This is a genomic window from Tenacibaculum aquaeponti, assembly GCF_052084715.1.
GTDB lineage: Bacteria > Bacteroidota > Bacteroidia > Flavobacteriales > Flavobacteriaceae > Polaribacter.
Genome location: NZ_CP197288.1, coordinates 2,022,400 through 2,041,151, shown reverse-complemented (window position 1 = coordinate 2,041,151; position 18,752 = coordinate 2,022,400). Strand labels below are relative to the sequence as shown.

The window sequence follows — 18,752 nt, the reverse complement described above, 5'->3', positions numbered from 1 at the left end:
TATTATCTATTAAAAGGTCTTTCATTAATCCAGTGAAAACCTCTATTAGTTAAAAGATAGTTTTTTCTATAGTCTTTAGTTTTATTGAATTTAATATATATTGAATCAGATTTTAAAGAGCCTCTTACAATAAAATTCGCTGTATCTATTTCTTTATATCTTAGATTATAAACTTCAGTAGAATCCATATATTTTGAAAGTATTAGCTTATTTTCTTTTTCATTCAGTCTTATATTGTACCAATTACTTTTATCATTTGCTTTTTTTATTTTCATCCATCGTTTAGATTCAATTAACATACTTTTCCATTTTGTAATATTAAATCTAGTGGTATCCGAGGCAGAGTAAATTGAATCATTTACTTTAAATTCTTTTACTTCGTAGTAGCCTTTTAAAGGACTTTCTCCTCCTCCTTGACTAGATAAGTATAAGGTAAAAGGAAGTGCATAAAAAAGGATAAGTATTTTTAAAACTAAAAGAGTTTTTTTAATGCCTTTTTTAAATTTAGGTTTTTCAATATCTGAAAGTGTAATAGGTTTTCTAAAAAAGAAAAACTTATAAAGACTTTCAAAGTTGTGAGCCAACAGGAATATCGACATGAGAACCAAATGAGTTGAAATTATTTTTACAGGTACATCATAAAAGTAATTTACTGCCATTACATTGGCTGCTGTCGCTAGAGTAATAATTAGCCCAAATGTTAATGTTCTTCTAAATAATAAAAATACAGCTGCCACTTCTGCAATCCCCATAAATAAATTATAACCTTTAGAAAATCCTAGAAAAGTCCAAGCTAACCCCATAGGAGACGATTCTCCATATGTTTGATTTAAGCGATTGTATGATGGGTATGGAAATTGTGATTTTATAACTTTAGCTAATCCGTAGTTAATTAGCATTAATCCAACATAAAATCTTAAAGCAACTGTTAACCAGTAGTATAATTTCTTGTAATTTGTTTTTTTTCTATCTAGTACAGACCAAACAATTGTAGTAATTATTGAAATTAAAAGAATAGTAAAAATTAGAACATAATCGTATGTTGTATCTCCACTACCATTTGGTCCCGTTTTTATTTCATAACTAATTCCTAAGATTGTTTTTCCAACCCAAGGGATAAATGTATATAAGAAATTGTTTAAAAATTGATTTATATATCCATAAAAAGGGTAAGCACCATTATTATTAAAGAAAATAAATAAGATAAAATATGTAAAGAAAAAACGAAATGATACTTTTTCAGTTATAGACCATTGGGTTGTTTCTATAGAAGTATTATTCATAGGTTAATTAATTAGATAAAACTTTATCAACTTCAAAGCTATCTTTATTGAACAACAAAAAATTGTATTAAATGGACATTAACACTATTTAAGATTTTTGAAATAAATGTTTTTCTTAGATAAAACATCTACTTCTTTAAAAAATTGATTAGGAGTAACTCCAGTTTGAGTTTTAAACATCCTGTTAAAAGAAGCTTGATCGTAAAATTTCTGTTCGTAAGCAATATCGGAAAGTTTAAAATCTTTATTCTTAGCTTTTATTTTTTCTAAAGCGTTTCTAAAACGAATATTATTTCTGATAATAGTAGGAGAACATCTGCAATGTGTTATAAATAAACGATATAGTTTTTTGTAGCTGCAATGTAATTCTTTAGCAATTTCATCAATATTTAATTTTTCTTCTTGAAGAAGATGTACTGCTTTAATAATAATATCTAGTTCTTTTTTCTCATTTAATTTATTAAGCAAATATTCTTCTACAATTTTGATTTTAGTTTCTATAGTTTGACTAAAGAAATCACCATTTTGAATGAAAAAATCTTTAAAATCATCAATTTGAAAAAAAGGAATATTAGAAAAATCTTTAGTGGTAAACTGAGATAAACCAAAAGGTGTAAAAATGATAACAAATTCACGAACAAGTCCTTCTGTTTTAACCTGTAAAGGTTTAGCATATTTATTTAAAGCAGTAAAGGTATTCGGGTAATTGGAGTCTTCTTTAATAGAAATGCAGTCGTCTTTATAACTAACATTAGCCTTTTCAAAAATACAAACTACATTATTACCAGATGGAAATGCATAGTAACTTTCATTATGTAATTCGAGTTCATAATAAAAGCAAATATATTTAGAAAGTTTAGTGCTTGGACTTATCGTTTTAATATCCATCATAAGGTAAGCAACTTACTATATTTTTTCCATATTGATAAATTTTCCTTAAAATAGTTTTTTGCCCAAAAGCTACTTACTTTATTCATAATACTTTTCTTATTTTTGTCGCTATTAAATTTTAAAGATGTCTAAGAAAACTATAGCGATACTTACCGTAATTCTAGCGATATTGATAGATCAAATTAGTAAGATTTACATAAAAACACACTTTTCGTTAGGAGAAGAGATAAAGGTATTAGGCTTAGATTGGTTTAGAATTCATTTTACTGAAAACAATGGAATGGCCTGGGGGTTTGAGTTTGGAGGAAAAGCAGGAAAGTTATTCTTAACATTGTTTCGATTAGTTGCTGTTTCTGGTATTATTTACTGGTTAATACAAACTATAAAAAATAAAATCCATAACGGAGTAGTGATCGCAATTTCTTTAATTCTTGCAGGTGCTATAGGAAATATTATAGATTCTGTTTTTTATGGAGTAATTTTTAGTGAATCAAAACATCAAGGTCCAATTGCTACAATGTTTCCAGAAACAGGTTATGCTGATTTTTTCTTCGGAAAAGTGGTAGATATGCTATATTTTCCAATGTATCAAGGAGAAAGTTTTACCTTTTTTAACGCGATATTTAATGGAGCAGATAGTTGGATTACTATTGGTGTAATTTTATTATTTATTTTTAATAAACAAGCTTTCCCTAAGGCTAAAAAAGAATAAATGAAGTGGTATTTAAAACTTCAAATAAAAATGTTTAACAGACATTTAAATGATTTTGGAGTACCACCTCTATTAGCTTATCCTATTTTAATTACCTTATTTGTTTTAAGTTCTAATTTCATCTTTTATACTTTAGAGGATTATGCAGCTTATAGCTATTTATTGTTGTTAGTATCTGTATTAATTAAGTTGAGTGAAAAAAAGCGAAACGATTTTTTAAAACTTAATTTCACCAAAAAACTATATAACAAGTTAAGAATTACAGAAAACTTAGTAATAAGTATACCGTTTGTTTTATACTTCATTTATCAAAGCGAATACATATTTCTAGTATACGTTTTCTTTGCGATATTATTCTTAAGTAAATTAATAATAAACATTTCTTCTAGTTTTGTTATTCCAACACCATTTGGAAAAAAACCATTTGAATTTCCGATAGGTTTTAGAAATACTTTTTACATGTTTCCAATAGTGTATTGGTTAACTTACAAATCAATTGAAGTTGGTAATTTTAATCTAGGAATATTTTCTTTACTGCTACTATTTATAACACTTATCACATATTATTCTAAGATGGAAAATGAATTTTATGTGTGGTCATTTAAATATTCTGCAGAAGAGTTTCTTCAAAAAAAAATAAAAATAGGAGTATTGTATGCGGTTATTTTAAGTGCACCGATTACTATATTTTTAACCATTTTTTTTAGTGAATATATACTCATTGTGATGATTTTCAATTTGATTTGTTTTTTATATTACATTCAAGCTATTATAGCTAAGTATTCTGATTTTCCTAAGAAAATGAGTTTACCTAGTTCTATGATTTTTACTGCGAGCTTAGCTTTGCCACCTTTTGTGCTTTTTACATTTGGTTATTTTTACAAGAGATCTGTTCAAAAATTAAAATCCATTTTAAATGATAAGCATTAAAAATCTATCTAAAAAATATGGAAGAAATTCAGTATTAAATGATATTAATATTGATTTTGAAGAAGGCAAAGTATATGGAGTTGTAGGTGAGAATGGAGCAGGTAAAACTACTTTTTTTAACTGTTTATCGGGAATAGAAAATTACAAAGGGAATATTGTTTCAGTATCGAATTTAAAAGACACGATTGGTTTTTTGCAAACTGAATTTTATTTCTTTCCAAAAATCACAGGAAGAGAATATATTCAATTGTTATTAAATGCTAGAGAAGTAAGCGTAAAGGATATAGATAAACGTAATATTTTCGATTTACCGTTAGATAAATATGCGATTAATTATTCTACAGGAATGAAAAAGAAATTGGCCTTAACGGCAATTCTTTTACAAGAAAATAAAGTCTTTATTTTCGATGAACCTTTTAATGGAGTAGATATACAAAGTAATATTGTCATCACAGAAATTATTCATCAATTAAAAAAGCTGAATAAGTTGGTGATTATTTCGTCTCATATTTTTTCAACTTTAGCGACAACGTGCGATGAAATCCATGTATTAGAAAAAGGAAGTTTTGTAAAAAAAGTAATGAAAGAAGATTTCACTGAATTAGAAGATGAAATGAAAGCTAAAACTCTTCTTAATACGATAGATAAATTAGGTTTAAAATAAAAAAAGAGATCACTTTTTCGGTAATCTCTCTTTCTAATTTTATGTTTTAAAACGCTATTCTAAAGCTCCTAAATAACGTTCAGCATCTAATGCAGCCATACAACCTGTACCAGCAGCTGTAACTGCTTGTCTGTATTCTTTATCTTGAACATCACCAGCGGCAAAAACTCCAGGAATATTCGTTTTAGTCGTTTTTCCTTTAGTAATTAAATATCCAGTTTCGTCCATATCTAAAACACCTTTAAATAATTGTGTGTTTGGTGTATGTCCGATTGCAATAAATACTCCAGTTACAGGAATATCTGTTTTATCTCCAGTTTGATTGTTTATAGCTCTAACACCTTCAACAACATTATCTCCTAAAACCTCATCAATTTCAGTATTAAATAATACTTCGATATTTTTAGTTTTATTTACTCTATGTTGCATTGCTTTAGAAGCACGCATGTAATCTTTACGAACTAACATAGTAACTTTACTACAAATGTTTGATAAGTAAGTAGCTTCTTCAGCAGCAGTATCTCCGGCTCCAACAACTACAACATCTTGTCCTTTATAAAAGAAGCCATCACAAGTAGCACAAGCAGAAACTCCACCACCAATTAAACGTTGTTCACTTTCTAAACCAAGATATTTAGCTGTAGCTCCTGTAGAAATAATTACAGTTTCAGCTTCTAATTCAGTAGCTTCATCAACGATAACTTTATGAATTCCTCCTTCTTCAGTAGAAAAATCAACTTTAGTTACTAAACCAAAACGAACTTCAGTACCGAAACGCTCAGCTTGGTTTTTTAAATCTTCCATCATAGCTGTCCCGTCAGTACCATTTGGATATCCTGGGAAATTATCTACTTCTGTGGTCGTTGTTAACTGACCACCCATTTGCATTCCTGTATACATTACAGGTTTCATGTCGGCTCTAGCAGCATAAATTGCAGCAGTATATCCTGCAGGCCCAGAGCCGATTATTAAACATTTTATTCTTTCTACAGTATTTGACATTGGGTATTTTTTATAGAACTACAAATGTATATTTTTTTTATTTGCGTAAGAACAATATACATATATTTCTGTTATTAGACGATAATTAAAATTAATCTTACATTTCAATTTTTCTTTGAATAAATTAGTATTCTAAGAAAAAAAATTATACATTTGTCGCCCGTTAAACGGGGTGTAGCGTAGCCCGGTCATCGCGCCTGCTTTGGGAGCAGGAGGTCGCAGGTTCGAATCCTGCCACCCCGACAACATAATAAATATAAAAACACTGTTGATTTTTTTAATCTTCAGTGTTTTTTATTTTTTTAGTAGAAACCCCAACAAAACTAATTTCTAAGAATATATTTTCTTTTTTGTTTTAATAGAAAATTCACCATTTTCATCAGAAATTACTCCTGTAATTATAGAATTATCGGTTTTGTTTTTTGCTACAATATTAGCAAATGAAATAGGTTGGTTTTGTTTGTCGATTACTTTCCCAGTAAAGGTTTGTGCGAAACTAATAGTATAAATAAAAAGAGTTAAAAATGTGGCTATAATTTTCATAGTTGTAAAATATTTTATGTTTAATTATAGCTCAAAAGTATTTTGAGGATGTATGTTTTGAAATAGCTATACAATGAAGTCAAGGAAAAGAAAAAGTAGAATAAAAAAATAAAATGAACTTCTAAAACTCTAATCTAAAAACAGCATTTGGAGTAAAGCCTAATGAAAAAGTTTCTTCGTTTTCAAGGGTGTTATTAGAGCCATCATTTGCAATAAAAAAACGTTTTTGTAATTTATTTCTTCTATTGTAAAGATTTAAAAAAGAAACACCTAATTTTCCTTTCCAACGTTTCTTCTTTGAAAGATTGAACTTATACGTTGTAGAAAAATCTAAACGGTGATAATGAGATAATCGTTCACCATTAATTTTATCGATAATGAAATCTTGCGAATTATTTTCGTTTATTTCAGAAACTTGGGTAAAGGGTGTTCCTGTTCTGTAATTCCATCCTAAGGAGAAGTTAAATTGATTTATTTGATAACTATGAGACCAAAAATAACTATGTCGAATGTCGTTGTCATCAGGAAAAGAGATACCATTATTAGCAAGAGGAAATGAGAAATCTGTAGCTCCTAAACTATAACTCATCCAAGTTGTGTAATTATCAAATGTTTTTTTAAACAACATTGTAATTCCTTTAGATCTGCTTTGCCCATTTTGTATAATATCAGAATCAGAAGTCACTGTTCTAGAGAGAGAAGATAAACCATCTACATCTTTATAATACATATTAAGATCGAATAACCAACCATTGTTTTTAAACACGAGACCAGCAGAAATTTGATCGGCTTTTAAAATAGGAATTTCCTCTTTGTTTGAAAGACTCCAGACCTTATTTTCTAAACCAAAATCACTTGTAGAAAATTCTATTAATTGACTAATATTTTGATATTTCTTTTCATAAGAAATATTAAACCAAACGTTATCCGTTAGTTTCGATTGAAGGAATAATCTAGGAGCAAAAGCAAATTTTTTTTCAATAGAAAAATAGCTGCTTCTAACACCTAAACTTATATTGAAATCTTTGTTTTTTTTAAATTGATATTCAGAAAATACTGAAAATGTATTGTTTATGTTATTTTCTTCAGTTTTATAATCATTGTCAGGAAAGAGAGAATAAGTTCTTCCAAGTGTAAAACTTACTCTGTTTCTAAAGTACTCTAAACCAAAACTTAGTTGATGATTGTTATTTAAAGAGGTGCTTAATAAAGATTTTAAACTAAATTCTTTAATTTCATTTTTCTTTATTGAAGACTCCCTATAAGAAGTTTCAACGGTTTGCTCGCCATTAAAAATATAATCTAAATTATAATTAGAATAGTATAAAGTTGTGTTTTGCTTCAAATTATCGTTCCAAATTCTATTCCATGAACCACTAATACCAAAGTTTTTAATTGAAAGATTATCGTTTTGAATGAAGCTTTCATCTTCATTACCAAAACGATAATCTAATTTGTTATTAACATATAATTGACTTAAAGTGACTTTATCTTTTTCTCCTAAATTAACAAGTAATTTCATATGAAAGTCATTAAAAAAAAAAGTATTGTCTTTATCAAAGAAATTTTCAGTATCATTAAGTTGATTATTAGCAATAATAGTATTTTGAAAAACACGATCAGACGTTCTTTGAAATGTAATACTATTAAAAGCGTCAGTTAAAGATCTTCTACCAGCAACATGAATAGCGGTATTTTTACTCAATGGAAATTTTAAAAAAGCGTCGGCGTGAGTTAAGTTTGTTCCGAATCCACCCGAAATTATAGAATCTATTTTAGAGTCAGTTTCTATATCAATAACTCCCGCAATATGATTTCCAAATTTTGCATTTACACCACTGGTTTGAATATTTACTTTGTCAATAATATAAGGATTGAAAGCGGAAATCATTCCAAAAAAATGTGCTGGATTATATATTCGAATTCCATCAAAAAGTACAAGGTTGTGGTCTGGAGTTCCGCCTCTGATGTGTAATCCAGAAGTAGTTTCGTTTGGACTTTGAATATCTGGTAATAACTGTAAACTCTGAAGTACATCTGGTTCCGTTAAACCAGGTAAAATTCCTCTTTTTTGAGGAGAAATTTCTATAGTTCCATTGTTGCTTTTTGTAATTCCATCTGTTAAATAACTTGTAATGAGGATTTCATTTAATTGCGAAGAATACTCTTCAATAGTATAGTGCCTGCATTCAGTATTTTTTTGTTGAGGTATAATTGCTCTTTTAGATTGATATCCTAATAAAGAAATAACTAAAGTATCAGTTTTTCGATGCCCAGATAACTCAAAATATCCTTTTTCATTAGTAACAGTTCCTATAGAATTATCTGCTAAGTAAACTTCTGCTCCAAAAATAGGTTGATTAGAATAAGTGTCTTTAACGTACCCGCAAATGAATGAACTATTATCTTTCTCTAAAATAAGTACATATCTATTAGAAACTTTTTTGAAAATTAAATTAGTTTGCTTCTCAAGTTTAACAAGTAACTCTTTAAATGAAAGTTGTAACAGTTTTGTATTAACTTTTTTATTTTTAATTATATCATCTGCATAAGAGAATTTAACATTATGTTTTTTCTCTAAGCTTATTAAAATATTTTTTAGGTAGTAATTGTCTCCATCTTTTTGAGAAAAAAGGAGATTCGAAATAAAAATAAAAGCAAGAAAAATATACCTTTTTTTAAGCGTCATTAATGTTTAACGAGTAAAATGGTGCTTTTATTTGTAAACTCAAATTTAATTTTTAATGGGGTAAAAACAGTTTCTAAAGCTATTTTTAAATCTTCATGAGTAAATGCACCAGTGTAAAGATAGTTTAAATTTATATCTTCTGCTGCGTTTATCTCTACATTATATTGATCAGTAATCGCTTTTATAACGTATTTTAAAGGTACACTATTAAATGAGCTCTCACCATTTTCCCAACTAGGATTTTTCTCTTTAAATTCCCATTCTTCAGTTGTATCTTTTGTAATTCTAAATGCTTTTCCCTTAGTTAGAAATACATCTTTTTCATTTACGCTTACTTTTACTTTTCCTTCGTAACAATTTACTTGTAAAAGATCATTCTCAATATTTACATTAAATTGAGTTCCTAAAACAGTTACTTTACCTAAATCAGTTTCAACAGTAAATGTTTTTCCTTTGTTTACTTTGAAAAAAGCTTCTCCTTTTAAGTTGATCGTTCTTGCTTTCGACCATTCATTTTCTTTAAATGAAATAGAAGACTTGGCATTTAATATTACTTCGGAATCATCAGGTAAATTAACGGCTAATTGTTCTCCGAAATTGGTGCTGTATATAGTTGCAGAATTTTTAAAATAAAAAACACTAAATAAAATTAATAGAGATGCAGCAACTACAATAGTAAGTTTAGAGTATAAAGAAACTACTTTTGGTTTTTTAGTATCTTCAATTTCTTCTTTTACTTTTGATAAAAGTTTTTGTTTATCATAAGGTGGAGCAGCTAATTTTTCTGATTTAAAAATAATCTTTTCATATAATGGGAAATCAGGATGCTTTTTAAACGCTTCTAATTCTTCAGCATTTAACTCATTATTCATCCACTTGGCTAAAAAAGTTTCATCTTTATTGATTTCCATATTTGAGTTTTTAGGATGTTTGTTTCTTAAAAACAGTTTATTAATAATTTACCCTAACTATATTACATCTATTTTTTCTCTAAGCTTTTTTAAAGCTGCAGAAATTCTTTTTTCAACTGCTTTTACAGATATTCCTAACATTTCTGCAATTTCAGAATATTTTTTCTTGTCAATTCTATTCAATAAAAAAACTTCGCGTTGTTTTTCAGATAATTCACTTATTGCATTTTGAAGTTTTACCATAAACTCTTTCTCTTCTAAAAGAAATTCTGGTGTTTCATAAGTGTATTTTTTTTCTTGAACTTTTTGATGTTTTAAAACTACTTTTTTATGAGCTACATGATTTAAAAATAAATTATTAGCTACAGTAAATAAATACGATTTAGCTTTAGTTATAAGAACTTTAGCACAGTTTTTCCAAAGTCGAACATAGCTTTCTTGCACGAAATCTTCCGCCAAATCTACATCACCACATTTATAAAACATATAATTTCTAAGACTTTCAGAATGTGTGTCGAACACTTCCTCAAAGACTTTTGGTTTACATATTGAATTTTCTTGCTCCATGTAAAGCAAACATAAAAAAAAATTAATCAAAAAAGGTAGGGTAGATTTTTAGATGGCTGTTTCTTATTCAAATCAGGCATAAATTATTAATTATTAAATGATATGAGTATGAGAAATTTTAAACAAGTGTTCAAGTTTTTATTTTTAGTAGCATTTACACTAAGTGTAGTTACAAGTTGTAGTGATGATGAAGTAATAATTCCGACAGATACTATTGTGCCAGATACGACCGATCCAACGGGTGATGGAAATCAAGGGGCAACAAGTGAAGATGGTGAAATTACTTTGTACAAAGTAAATGGTGATAAAATTAATAAAATTCAAGATTACAAAGTTACAGGTGAAGATTTAGCTTATCAAAAAGATATTGAGAAACATAATCAAATTTGGGATTTAGTTTTAAAAATTGTTCCGTTAGATCAGTTAAAAAAAGTAGGAGAATTTGTTATTTATAACGGAACTCCAACGGGGAGCGCTGGTTTTGTAGTTCAAATAAAAGAAGATTTATCGAGCTGGAAAATGGGAATCGCGATCAACTATGCTTACGAAGGAGGATTTAATAATGGAGGAGAATTAGCTTACACCATTATTCATGAATTCGGACATGTATTAACGTTAAACGATACTCAATTAGATTCAAGTCAAACAAGTTGTGCGACATACAATCCAGGTGAAGGTTGTGCAAAACCTAATGCATACATTAATGAGTTATATCAAAAGTATTGGGCAGATATTTGGAGTGCTTATGAAAAAGCAAACAATGAAGGAGAAGCAGCTTTAAATAATTTTTATGAAGCAAATAGAGATCGATTTGTAACTAATTATGCTGCTACAAATCCAGCAGAAGATATTGCTGAAGTTTTTGCTACTTATGTTACTAAAAGAGATATCGCAGCAGGAAATACAATTGCAGAAAAGAAAATGTTATTAATGAATAACAGAAGAGAAATAGTAGATTTTAGAAATCACATTCGCACGAATTTAAACCTTAGAAGTAGAGGTGGAAACAGCTTTGTTTTACCTGAGCCAGGAAAATGGAAACAAGCAAATAGAATTGGAAAATCTTGTAGACGTCATAAGCATTAAAATATCCCTCTTAGCGCCAAAACACTTGTTCAGGTTCTTTCATGTTGAATCGTTTTGGCGCATTTAAAAATTTAAAATCATGAAACAGTTATATATCGTTATAATTCTTTTGATAGTGAGTTGTTCAACAGCAAAGAATTTCCCAGAAGATAAAATTCATTACAGAAAAACAGCATGCTTAAGTAAGTGCCCTGTTTTTGATTTATATGTTTATCAAAATGGAAAAGTAATTTTCAACGGAGTCAATAATACTAAAATCAAAGGAGAAGCAGAATATCAAATTTCCACACAACAGGTGAAACTATTAAAAGGAGAATTATCTAAACTATCTTCTGTAGTTGATTCTGAAAGTAAGAAAGGAAGAGATTTACCTAAAACAATCGTTAATTTCGATAATAAGACCTTAACCTTTAAAGGAAATAAAAACTTAATTGTATTTAATAATCTACTAAAGCAGCTAGATCTTTTACATTAGGCTACTACTTTAGTTGTATTGGTTCTTAAAATCACCTTTTTTCGAAGGTGATTTTTTTATGTGTTAGATAAAAATGAACTGATTTAAAAGTTTTTTTAAATTAATTTTTGAGTATTGTAACGATTAAAAATTCAATATTCTTTTGCTTTGTTTATTTTTTTTGTATTTTTGATAAACAAAAAGATTGATATAAGAAAAAATAATTAAGATATTATTTAAATCAATCAAAAAATATATGTATATGTCAAAGATATGTATACATTTGTTGCCCCAAGTTTCTTAATTTATGATTGTTGTATTTTTTCTGAAAGATTTCTTGAATAATTACGACCAAAATTTGGAAACGATCAATTTGATCAAGCTATAGTAGTTTGGCGCAAACATTATAATTATTGAATAGTTATGACATTAATAGAAAAAGCATTAGAGTTTGAGAACCGAAAATTTAAATTCGTAACTACCAGCGATAGAATTTTAGCCTCTAGAGAAGCTAAAGCTCTTATTTTAGAAATAAATGAAGAGTACAAAAAAAGTAAAGATGCTGAGCTAATGGATTTAATGAAAAGGTTAACCGTTGTTAAGCAAAGAATAGAGAAAAGGCTTAAAGGGAAACCTCTAACTGCATAGTAAACAAATTTATAAGGGCTGTTATTTTAATTAACAGCCTTTTTTTTATCAAAAAATTTACGGTTAATATGAAAATTTATCGTCTTCAAAAAAAACAAAACTTACCGATAACTGTTGAGAAAGCTTGGGAATTTCTATCGGATCCAAAAAACTTAAAAGTAATTACACCCGATTACATGGGGTTTAACATTCTTTCTGGTGCAGATAGGCCAATGTATCCTGGTCAAATTATTCAGTATATCGTAACACCAGTTTTAGGAATTAAAACGAAATGGGTAACTGAGATTACTCACGTACAACATCAAGAGTATTTTGTAGATGAGCAACGTTTTGGTCCTTATTCTTTATGGCATCACAAACACTTTATCAAGGAAATAAATGGAGGAGTTGAAATGGAAGATATTATCGATTATAAAATTCCATTAGGTATTTTAGGTCAAATGGTTCATCCGTTTTTAGTAAAACCAAAACTAGAAGAGATTTTTAGCTATCGTAAAACAAAATTAATAGAGCTTTTTGGAGAATACAATGGATAAGATTTCAATTTTTTGGTTCAGAAGAGATTTAAGAATTGACGATAACAAAGGATTATTTGAAGCGCTTCAAAGTGGAAGAAAAATTCTCCCAATATTTATTTTTGATAAAAATATATTAGATAAACTTCCTAAGAAAGATGCTCGATTAGAGTTTATTCATTCTAGACTTTCATTATTACACCAAATATTTCAAGAAAAAGGAGGGAACTTATCTACTTTTTACAGTACGCCTGAAGAAGTTTTTGAAAGCCTTACTCAGAAGTTTTCTATAGAAAACGTATTTACAAATAAAGATTACGAACCGTATGCAAGAGAACGTGATCGTAATGTTGAAGCTTTTTTATTATCAAAAAATGTTGGATTTAAATCATTTAAAGATCACGTTATTTTTGAAGAGAAAGAAGTGGTTAAAGACGATGGAAATCCATACAAGGTATACACACCATATTCTAAAAAATGGTTGGCTAAATTCAAAATAGTTACTCTAAATTTCTTTCCATCTGAAGAACATTTAGATCAAATATATACTTCAGAAAGTAAAGCTATTCATTCAATGTCTGATTTAGGTTTTGAACCTTCAGGAATTGAAATTCCAGATTATGATGTGAGTCAACAAATTGTAGACGAATACGAAGCCAAACGAAATTTTCCAGCTATAAAAGGAACATCAAAGTTAGGTTTGCATTTACGATTCGGAAGTTACTCTACAAGAAAAGCAGTTCAAGAAGCTAACAAAAGTGAGAATATTACTTTTTTAAAAGAATTAATTTGGCGTGAATTTTTTATTCAAATTCTTTGGCATTATCCGCATACAGTAAAAGAATCTTTTAAACCACAATATGACAGAATAGTGTGGAGAAATAATGAAGAAGATTTTAAACTTTGGTGTGAAGGAAAAACTGGATATCCATTAGTAGATGCAGGAATGAGAGAGTTAAATGCTACTGGTTTTATGCACAACAGAGTTCGTATGCTAGTTGGAAGTTTCTTATGTAAACATTTATTGATTGATTGGAGATGGGGAGAAGCTTATTTTGCTGAAAAATTATTAGATTTTGAATTGGCTAGTAATGTAGGGAATTGGCAATGGGTTGCAGGTTGTGGTGTAGATGCGGCTCCGTATTTTAGAATTTTTAACCCAACTACTCAAATTAAAAAGTTTGATAAAGAATTGAAATATATTAAAAAGTGGGTCCCAGAATTTCAAGAGCTTACTTATGCAAAAGAAATGGTAGATCATAAGTTTGCAAGAGAACGCTGTTTAACTACATATAAAAACGCGTTAAATGCTGATTCTTAACAAGTAATTAATGATCTGTGTGTGGCTTTTTATTAAATTTAAGGAATTAACAAGTAAATTAAATTATTATGACCACACAAGAAGTTGCAAACCAATGGGCACAAATGTGCAGAGAAGGAAAGAATTTAGATTGTATTACAGAATTGTATGCAGATAATGTTGTAAGTAAAGAAATGCCAGGTGTTCCATACGGAGAAATTGTTTCAGGAAAACAGGAGGTTTTTGAAAAGAGTAAACAATGGTTAGAAAATGTAGTAGAATTTCATTCTTCTGAAATCTCTGATCCTGTTGTTGCTGATAATCATTTTACCTCAAAAATGGCTTTCGATGTTACTTTTAAAGACAGAGGAAGACAACAAATGGAAGAAGTTTGTGTCTTTGAAGTGCAAGAAGGAAAAATTACAAATGAGCAGTTTTTTTACACGATGTAATTATAAAAAGATAAAATAATAAAAAGGTATTGTATGTTTATACAATACCTTTTTTGTTAAAAAAAACTTTATTTTCTGAAAGTTGTTAATATTCTAACTATTAGTTAAATAAGTGTGTAGTTTTAATTTGTTTTCTTTCTTTTTTTATATCTTAAAAAATATATGGTAATTGGTTAATGTTTTTCCTCCTATGTCAAATATTATCTAAATAACTACAAAGTTTACATGTAGTAACTTCCGGAAAAGTATAGTAATCTCGAAAATTTACTTTTCTAAAAATTAACCTCAAGTAATTAACTCAAAAACCCTATAAAATGAAAACAATCCGAACAATTTATTTAACTGTATTATTATGCAGTATGCTTATGACTTCAAATGTCTTTTATGGACAAGAAAAAAGTAATATGTTTTATGCAACTATGCAAACCAAAGATGCTCAAGGATTAAAGATTAATCATCCAAAAGACATTAAAATAATTCATTCTTTGAATGGTTTTAGTGCTGTAATGTTAAGTCCAAACGCCGCCGAAGAACTTCATCATAAAGTGTTGGTTCATGGTCCAGGTTTTATTTACGAACCATCAAGGGAGAGTGCGATTGCAGCGATTAATCAGAGCAATAAAATAGCTTCTAGATCTTCTTTAAGTAATAATTTAATCTCTTTTGCGATAACTCAAGAAACATTGGTGCGACAGAGTTTAGATTTAGTAAATAACATAAACATAGCGAATCATATTCAAGAATTAGAAGCTTATGGAACCCGTTATCATACCACAAATAGTGCGACTCAATCTGTTTTAGATTTAAAAGCAAAATGGGAAAATATGGCTTCAGGAAGAAGTGATGTATCTGTAAGAATCGTAAATCATTCAAGTACTAATATGCCTTCAGTTGTAATGACTATTACAGGAACTGAAACACCTGATGAGTTTGTAATTATAGGAGGACATATAGATTCTACAGCTAGAGGAGATAATAATAATGCACCAGGTGCAGATGATAATGCTTCAGGAATAGCGACATTCACAGAAGCAGCAAGAGTATTGTTTGAAATGAATTTTAAACCTAAAAGAACTATAGAGTTTATGGCTTTTGCCGCAGAAGAAGTGGGGCTTAGAGGTTCTAGAGAAATTGCTGAAGATTATAGACAACGAAATGTAAATGTAGTTAGTTATATGCAATTAGATATGACAAACTATAAAGGTTCTACCAATGATATTTATATTTCTACAGATTCTTACAATGATGATAATTTGAATAATTTTTTAATTGAACTTTTAAATTTTTATAATGCATCTGGGACACATAAACTAACATACGGAACCTCACAATGTAATTATGGTTGTTCAGATCATTATAGTTGGGCTCAAGAAGGATATAATGTTGCTTTTCCTTTCGAAGCAAGTTTTAATCAAAGTAATCCTAATATTCATACATCTCGTGATACTTTTGATAGATCTCCTACGCCTAATGCTACTCACGCAGCTAAATTTGCGAAGCTAGCTTTAGAATATTTAATAGAGATTTCTAACGGTGTTAATGCTACTCCTCCGACAGATTGTGTACAAACAGTAAATTCGTTTCCATATGAAGAAGGTTTTGAAAGTTCTTTAGGATTATGGAATGATGCTACTAATGATGATTTAAATTTTACGAGGAATTCTGGAGGAACACCATCTAATAATACAGGACCAAGTGGAGCAGCTTCAGGAAGTTTTTATCTTTATGTAGAAGCCTCAGGTAATGGTACGGGATTTCCTAGTAAAAGAGCTGTTTTAAATTCTCCGTGTTTTGATTTTACTTCACTTAACACACCGCAATTGAATTTTAAATATCATATGTTAGGAAGTTCTATAGCTTCTTTAGAAGTAGAGACGAAATTAAAGAGTGAAACTACTTGGAATTCAATATTTACAAAAAGCGGAACTCAAGGAAATAATTGGGAAGCTGCTACAATAGACTTAAGTAGTTATAAAAATACAGCAGAAGTTCAGTTTCGTTTTATTATTACTACAGGCTCAGGAAGTGAAGGTTGGCAAAGTGATATTGCTATTGATGAAATTTCTATTGAAAATGGAACAACAACTCCACCACCAACTTGTCAATCTTTAAATTTTAATGATTTTACAGTTACAGCTTTTTCAAATCAAGATTCAGATGGAACATTCAATATTACAAATTCTGGTAATTCTTTAACTTTAGTAAATAATACTTGGAAATATATTTCTTACGATTATAATGTTACAGCTAATACTGTTTTAGAATTTGAATTTAGCAGTACTTCACAAGGTGAAATTCATGGAGTAGGTTTTGAAAATGATAATAATTTAAGTTCGTCGAGATACTTTAAAGTACATGGAAGTCAGAATTATGGAGTTACAAATTATGATAATTACACAAATGGAACTCAAACTTATGTAATACCTGTTGGAAGTTTTTATACAGGAACAATGGATAGGTTAGTTTTTATTAACGACAACGATTCGGGGTCTGGAAATGCATCAGTATTTAGTAATGTGAAAATTTATGAAGGTTCTTGTGATGCATCAATAGCTAGTAAAGTGGTTGCAAATTCTATTAAACCAATTATAGGAACAGATAAGGAAGGAATACTTTATTCTTTAGTTGTAAATCCAAATCCGAGTACAAATTTTTTCTACATCAATATTGAAAATAAAACGATCCAAAACGATATTAATGCTTTTATGTATGATATTACTGGAAAAGTTGTGGCAAAGATGAAGTTAAAAGGAGGAGAGAATAAAATTTCAGCAAAAAAACATCAATTAAATACAGGAGTTTATTTACTTAAAGTTGTAACTAAAGGAGAAGACCAAGTGATAAAAAAAGTAGTGATTAATTAACTGTTTAAAATTTATACAAGAATAAAAGTTAAAGAGGCTGTTATTTTTAAAATAATGAAGCCTCTTTTTTATATTTGTTTTGAAATTTATTCGGGATGTAGCTTAGTCCGGTTAAAGTGCTGGTCTGGGGGACCAGAGATCAGAGGTTCGAATCCTCTCATCCCGATTTTAATTTCCTCTTCTTCTAAATATTTAGTAATTTTCTATCCACAAATATTGAATTTTTATGCGTTTCTTAAAGTATATAGCTGTTTTCTTTGTAGGCTTTTTAGTTGCAAAGTTTTGGTACGATAAAAAAGAAGAAAAACATCAAACTGAAGAAATAAAAGTAATGGTGAATCAGATAGAAAACTTGAGTAAACTTGTTGTTTCTCAAGGAACATATTCTGAAATGTATAGCTTTTCTGATACTAAAAAATACTTTTTTGATTATGTAGAGTTTCAGAAAAAAGCAATGTTATCTGTAAATGCCAAAGTTGAAGTTGGCTACGATTTATCGAAGTTGGATATTCAGATTGATAGTTTGGCCAAACAAATAGTAATTAATAAAATTCCTGAAGAAGAAATAACCATTTCACCAGATATTAAATATTTCGACTTACAACAAAGTAAGTTCAATACTTTTTCTAAAGAAGAATTAAATAAATTAAGTGATAAAGCTACAAAAATGATTGAAGAAACTATAGAGTTTACTTCACAGAAAAAAGAAGCTAAAACACGTCTATTTCAAGAGTTATCTAAAATTTACCAGTTATCTAAAATTTATAATTGGGAAATAGTAGATAATACTAATACATTTAAAGAAATTCCGTTTTTAGATTAAGTTTTATTTTGGTAATTTCTTATTAAGTAAACCGTAAATAAAAGTTCCGATTAAACTTCCTAAAAGAACAATTATTATCGCAAAAACACCATTACCAATTAAGACGAAGATAGGAGCAGGGCATGATCCTGCTAAAGCCCAACCTAAACCAAAAATGATTCCTCCTATTAGAGTTTTTTTATATTCTTTGCTTTTATCCTTAGGTTTAATTTTGTTTCCTAAATAATCTTTAATAATTCCTTTTTTAAAAAGATACATAAAAATCATTGAAGTCGCTATGGCTGTTCCAATAATTCCATACATATGAAAAGATTGAAACTTGAACATTTCATAGATTCTATACCAAGAAACGGCTTCTGATTTAGTTAATATGATGCCAAATAAAATTCCTATTAATAAAAAACGTATGTGTTTCATG

19 protein-coding genes and 2 tRNA genes are annotated in these 18,752 nt (G+C 28.7%); 13 read left to right on the top strand and 8 right to left on the bottom strand.

The window, feature by feature from the left end:
- Positions 1-2 precede the first annotated feature (2 nt).
- Together ACSIGC_RS09055 and ACSIGC_RS09050 are read right to left on the bottom strand one after the other, a co-directional pair.
- Positions 3-1,283 carry a hypothetical protein gene (locus tag ACSIGC_RS09055; protein WP_442264508.1) on the bottom strand — a complete coding sequence of 427 codons (1,281 nt, stop codon included), beginning with the start codon at positions 1,281-1,283 and terminating at the stop codon, positions 3-5.
- 84 nt (positions 1,284-1,367) lie between these two features.
- On the bottom strand, positions 1,368-2,174 hold the full coding sequence (locus ACSIGC_RS09050) for a helix-turn-helix domain-containing protein (protein ID WP_442264507.1): 807 nt from the start codon (positions 2,172-2,174) through the stop codon (positions 1,368-1,370).
- Positions 2,175-2,298: 124 nt separating this feature from the next.
- On the opposite strand from ACSIGC_RS09050, the gene ACSIGC_RS09045 reads away from it, so the two are divergent.
- The 3 genes from ACSIGC_RS09045 to ACSIGC_RS09035 are packed head-to-tail and all read left to right on the top strand — an operon-like array spanning position 2,299 to position 4,480.
- Entirely contained in the window at positions 2,299-2,886 is a 588-nt protein-coding gene (locus ACSIGC_RS09045) for a lipoprotein signal peptidase (RefSeq protein ID WP_442264506.1), read from the top strand.
- Positions 2,887-3,816 carry an ABC transporter permease gene (locus ACSIGC_RS09040; RefSeq protein ID WP_442264505.1) on the top strand — a complete coding sequence of 310 codons (930 nt, stop codon included), beginning with the start codon at positions 2,887-2,889 and terminating at the stop codon, positions 3,814-3,816.
- Entirely contained in the window at positions 3,803-4,480 is a 678-nt protein-coding gene (locus tag ACSIGC_RS09035) for an ABC transporter ATP-binding protein (protein WP_442264504.1), read from the top strand. Before ACSIGC_RS09040 ends, ACSIGC_RS09035 begins: the two co-directional genes overlap by 14 nt.
- 54 nt (positions 4,481-4,534) lie before the next feature.
- Here the strand turns inward: ACSIGC_RS09035 and trxB are convergent, their stop codons facing one another.
- Positions 4,535-5,482: a thioredoxin-disulfide reductase gene (gene trxB, locus ACSIGC_RS09030; protein WP_442264503.1), complete on the bottom strand. Its 948-nt coding sequence runs from the start codon at positions 5,480-5,482 to the stop codon at positions 4,535-4,537.
- A 168-nt stretch (positions 5,483-5,650) separates the two neighbouring features.
- Here trxB and ACSIGC_RS09025 point away from each other — a divergent pair.
- Positions 5,651-5,725: transfer RNA gene (locus tag ACSIGC_RS09025), tRNA-Pro, on the top strand.
- Between the two features lie 87 nt (positions 5,726-5,812).
- On the opposite strand, the gene ACSIGC_RS09020 is transcribed toward ACSIGC_RS09025, so the two are convergent.
- From ACSIGC_RS09020 to ACSIGC_RS09005, 4 genes are all read right to left on the bottom strand, one after another.
- The gene (locus ACSIGC_RS09020; protein ID WP_442264502.1) at positions 5,813-6,025 is read right to left on the bottom strand and encodes a carboxypeptidase-like regulatory domain-containing protein; all 213 of its coding nucleotides are present in this window, start codon (positions 6,023-6,025) and stop codon (positions 5,813-5,815) included.
- 121 nt (positions 6,026-6,146) lie between these two features.
- Positions 6,147-8,714 (bottom strand): TonB-dependent receptor, encoded by a 2,568-nt coding sequence (locus ACSIGC_RS09015; RefSeq protein ID WP_442264501.1) that lies wholly within the window; start codon positions 8,712-8,714, stop codon positions 6,147-6,149.
- Positions 8,714-9,625: a FecR family protein gene (locus ACSIGC_RS09010; protein ID WP_442264500.1), complete on the bottom strand. Its 912-nt coding sequence runs from the start codon at positions 9,623-9,625 to the stop codon at positions 8,714-8,716. The genes ACSIGC_RS09015 and ACSIGC_RS09010 overlap by 1 nt, the downstream gene beginning before the upstream one ends.
- 57 nt (positions 9,626-9,682) lie before the next feature.
- The gene (locus ACSIGC_RS09005; protein ID WP_442264499.1) at positions 9,683-10,192 is read right to left on the bottom strand and encodes an RNA polymerase sigma factor; all 510 of its coding nucleotides are present in this window, start codon (positions 10,190-10,192) and stop codon (positions 9,683-9,685) included.
- Between the two features lie 108 nt (positions 10,193-10,300).
- Here ACSIGC_RS09005 and ACSIGC_RS09000 point away from each other — a divergent pair, with 108 nt between their 5' ends.
- From ACSIGC_RS09000 to ACSIGC_RS08960, 9 genes are all read left to right on the top strand, one after another.
- A complete protein-coding gene (locus ACSIGC_RS09000) occupies positions 10,301-11,278 on the top strand; it encodes a hypothetical protein (protein ID WP_442264498.1) in 978 nt (325 codons plus the stop codon).
- 79 nt (positions 11,279-11,357) lie between these two features.
- On the top strand, positions 11,358-11,753 hold the full coding sequence (locus tag ACSIGC_RS08995) for a DUF6438 domain-containing protein (RefSeq protein WP_442264497.1): 396 nt from the start codon (positions 11,358-11,360) through the stop codon (positions 11,751-11,753).
- Between the two features lie 402 nt (positions 11,754-12,155).
- Positions 12,156-12,380 carry a hypothetical protein gene (locus ACSIGC_RS08990; protein WP_299681200.1) on the top strand — a complete coding sequence of 75 codons (225 nt, stop codon included), beginning with the start codon at positions 12,156-12,158 and terminating at the stop codon, positions 12,378-12,380.
- Between the two features lie 68 nt (positions 12,381-12,448).
- Positions 12,449-12,916: an SRPBCC family protein gene (locus ACSIGC_RS08985; RefSeq protein ID WP_442264496.1), complete on the top strand. Its 468-nt coding sequence runs from the start codon at positions 12,449-12,451 to the stop codon at positions 12,914-12,916.
- A complete protein-coding gene (locus ACSIGC_RS08980; protein ID WP_442264495.1) occupies positions 12,909-14,216 on the top strand; it encodes a cryptochrome/photolyase family protein in 1,308 nt (435 codons plus the stop codon). Before ACSIGC_RS08985 ends, ACSIGC_RS08980 begins: the two co-directional genes overlap by 8 nt.
- A gap of 68 nt (positions 14,217-14,284) precedes the next feature.
- Positions 14,285-14,647 carry a SnoaL-like domain-containing protein gene (locus tag ACSIGC_RS08975; protein ID WP_442264494.1) on the top strand — a complete coding sequence of 121 codons (363 nt, stop codon included), beginning with the start codon at positions 14,285-14,287 and terminating at the stop codon, positions 14,645-14,647.
- Between the two features lie 314 nt (positions 14,648-14,961).
- Positions 14,962-17,511, top strand: a complete 2,550-nt coding sequence (locus tag ACSIGC_RS08970; RefSeq protein ID WP_442264493.1) for a M20/M25/M40 family metallo-hydrolase — start codon at positions 14,962-14,964, stop codon at positions 17,509-17,511.
- Between the two features lie 91 nt (positions 17,512-17,602).
- A tRNA-Pro gene (locus ACSIGC_RS08965) sits at positions 17,603-17,677 on the top strand.
- Between the two features lie 60 nt (positions 17,678-17,737).
- The gene (locus ACSIGC_RS08960; RefSeq protein ID WP_442264492.1) at positions 17,738-18,334 is read left to right on the top strand and encodes a DUF4230 domain-containing protein; all 597 of its coding nucleotides are present in this window, start codon (positions 17,738-17,740) and stop codon (positions 18,332-18,334) included.
- Between the two features lie 3 nt (positions 18,335-18,337).
- Here ACSIGC_RS08960 and ACSIGC_RS08955 read toward each other — a convergent pair whose 3' ends face one another.
- Positions 18,338-18,751, bottom strand: coding sequence for a DUF6691 family protein (locus tag ACSIGC_RS08955; RefSeq protein WP_442264491.1), 414 nt, complete (start codon positions 18,749-18,751; stop codon positions 18,338-18,340).
- Between the last annotated feature and the right edge of the window lies 1 nt (position 18,752).

What these genes read in the sequence shown, in the direction of transcription:
- ACSIGC_RS09055 (WP_442264508.1), bottom strand. Translation starts at nt 1,283, where the DNA reads ATGAATAATACTTCTATAGAAACAACCCAATGGTCTATAACTGAAAAA.
- ACSIGC_RS09050 (WP_442264507.1), bottom strand. Translation starts at nt 2,174, where the DNA reads ATGATGGATATTAAAACGATAAGTCCAAGCACTAAACTTTCTAAATAT.
- ACSIGC_RS09045 (WP_442264506.1), top strand. Translation starts at nt 2,299, where the DNA reads ATGTCTAAGAAAACTATAGCGATACTTACCGTAATTCTAGCGATATTG.
- ACSIGC_RS09040 (WP_442264505.1), top strand. Translation starts at nt 2,887, where the DNA reads ATGAAGTGGTATTTAAAACTTCAAATAAAAATGTTTAACAGACATTTA.
- ACSIGC_RS09035 (WP_442264504.1), top strand. Translation starts at nt 3,803, where the DNA reads ATGATAAGCATTAAAAATCTATCTAAAAAATATGGAAGAAATTCAGTA.
- trxB (WP_442264503.1), bottom strand. Translation starts at nt 5,482, where the DNA reads ATGTCAAATACTGTAGAAAGAATAAAATGTTTAATAATCGGCTCTGGG.
- ACSIGC_RS09020 (WP_442264502.1), bottom strand. Translation starts at nt 6,025, where the DNA reads ATGAAAATTATAGCCACATTTTTAACTCTTTTTATTTATACTATTAGT.
- ACSIGC_RS09015 (WP_442264501.1), bottom strand. Translation starts at nt 8,714, where the DNA reads ATGACGCTTAAAAAAAGGTATATTTTTCTTGCTTTTATTTTTATTTCG.
- ACSIGC_RS09010 (WP_442264500.1), bottom strand. Translation starts at nt 9,625, where the DNA reads ATGGAAATCAATAAAGATGAAACTTTTTTAGCCAAGTGGATGAATAAT.
- ACSIGC_RS09005 (WP_442264499.1), bottom strand. Translation starts at nt 10,192, where the DNA reads ATGGAGCAAGAAAATTCAATATGTAAACCAAAAGTCTTTGAGGAAGTG.
- ACSIGC_RS09000 (WP_442264498.1), top strand. Translation starts at nt 10,301, where the DNA reads ATGAGAAATTTTAAACAAGTGTTCAAGTTTTTATTTTTAGTAGCATTT.
- ACSIGC_RS08995 (WP_442264497.1), top strand. Translation starts at nt 11,358, where the DNA reads ATGAAACAGTTATATATCGTTATAATTCTTTTGATAGTGAGTTGTTCA.
- ACSIGC_RS08990 (WP_299681200.1), top strand. Translation starts at nt 12,156, where the DNA reads ATGACATTAATAGAAAAAGCATTAGAGTTTGAGAACCGAAAATTTAAA.
- ACSIGC_RS08985 (WP_442264496.1), top strand. Translation starts at nt 12,449, where the DNA reads ATGAAAATTTATCGTCTTCAAAAAAAACAAAACTTACCGATAACTGTT.
- ACSIGC_RS08980 (WP_442264495.1), top strand. Translation starts at nt 12,909, where the DNA reads ATGGATAAGATTTCAATTTTTTGGTTCAGAAGAGATTTAAGAATTGAC.
- ACSIGC_RS08975 (WP_442264494.1), top strand. Translation starts at nt 14,285, where the DNA reads ATGACCACACAAGAAGTTGCAAACCAATGGGCACAAATGTGCAGAGAA.
- ACSIGC_RS08970 (WP_442264493.1), top strand. Translation starts at nt 14,962, where the DNA reads ATGAAAACAATCCGAACAATTTATTTAACTGTATTATTATGCAGTATG.
- ACSIGC_RS08960 (WP_442264492.1), top strand. Translation starts at nt 17,738, where the DNA reads ATGCGTTTCTTAAAGTATATAGCTGTTTTCTTTGTAGGCTTTTTAGTT.
- ACSIGC_RS08955 (WP_442264491.1), bottom strand. Translation starts at nt 18,751, where the DNA reads ATGAAACACATACGTTTTTTATTAATAGGAATTTTATTTGGCATCATA.